The following is a 575-nucleotide window of genomic DNA, read 5'->3' as shown; positions in this document are numbered from 1 at the left end:
TTTGTTACTGTCATTTTATTTTGTGTTAATGTGCCTGTCTTATCTGAACATATTACCGATGAAGTCCCTAGTGTCTCTACTGCTGGTAGCTTTCTTACTATTGCATTTTTACTTATCATTCTTTGTACACCTATTGATAGTACTATTGTCACTATTGCTGGTAACCCTTCAGGTATTGCTGCTACTGCTAGAGATATTGCTGACATGAACATTTCTAATACTGGTCTACCTTGTAAATATCCTATTATAAACATTACTCCACATATTCCTAATGCACCCATTCCTAGTAGTTTTCCTAATTCATCTAGTTTCTCCTGTAATGGTGTTTTTATTTCTTCTTGATTTTGTAGCATTGATGCTATTTTTCCTATTTCAGAATTCATTCCTGTTTCTGTTACTATTACTTTTCCTCTACCATTTGTAACTAAACTAGATGTAAATACATAGTTTTTCCTATCTCCTAATGGAATATCTTCACCTTCTGGTATTCTTATATCTTTTTCTACTGGAACAGATTCCCCTGTTAATGCCGCTTCTTCTATCATTAAACTTGCACTTTCTATTATTACTCCGTC

The 575-nt window shown here is 33.4% G+C and carries 1 protein-coding gene; it reads right to left on the bottom strand.

Annotated features, from left to right (window positions below):
* The coding region (locus CLPU_RS16420) for an HAD-IC family P-type ATPase (RefSeq protein WP_157857754.1) at positions 1–575 on the bottom strand (575 nt) is incomplete at both ends.

Origin of the sequence: Gottschalkia purinilytica, from assembly GCF_001190785.1 — a bacterium.
Taxonomy (GTDB): Bacteria; Bacillota; Clostridia; order Tissierellales; family Gottschalkiaceae; genus Gottschalkia_A; species Gottschalkia_A purinilytica.
The sequence above is the reverse complement of the archived record's forward strand: the minus strand, read 5'-3'. Positions and strand labels throughout refer to the sequence as shown.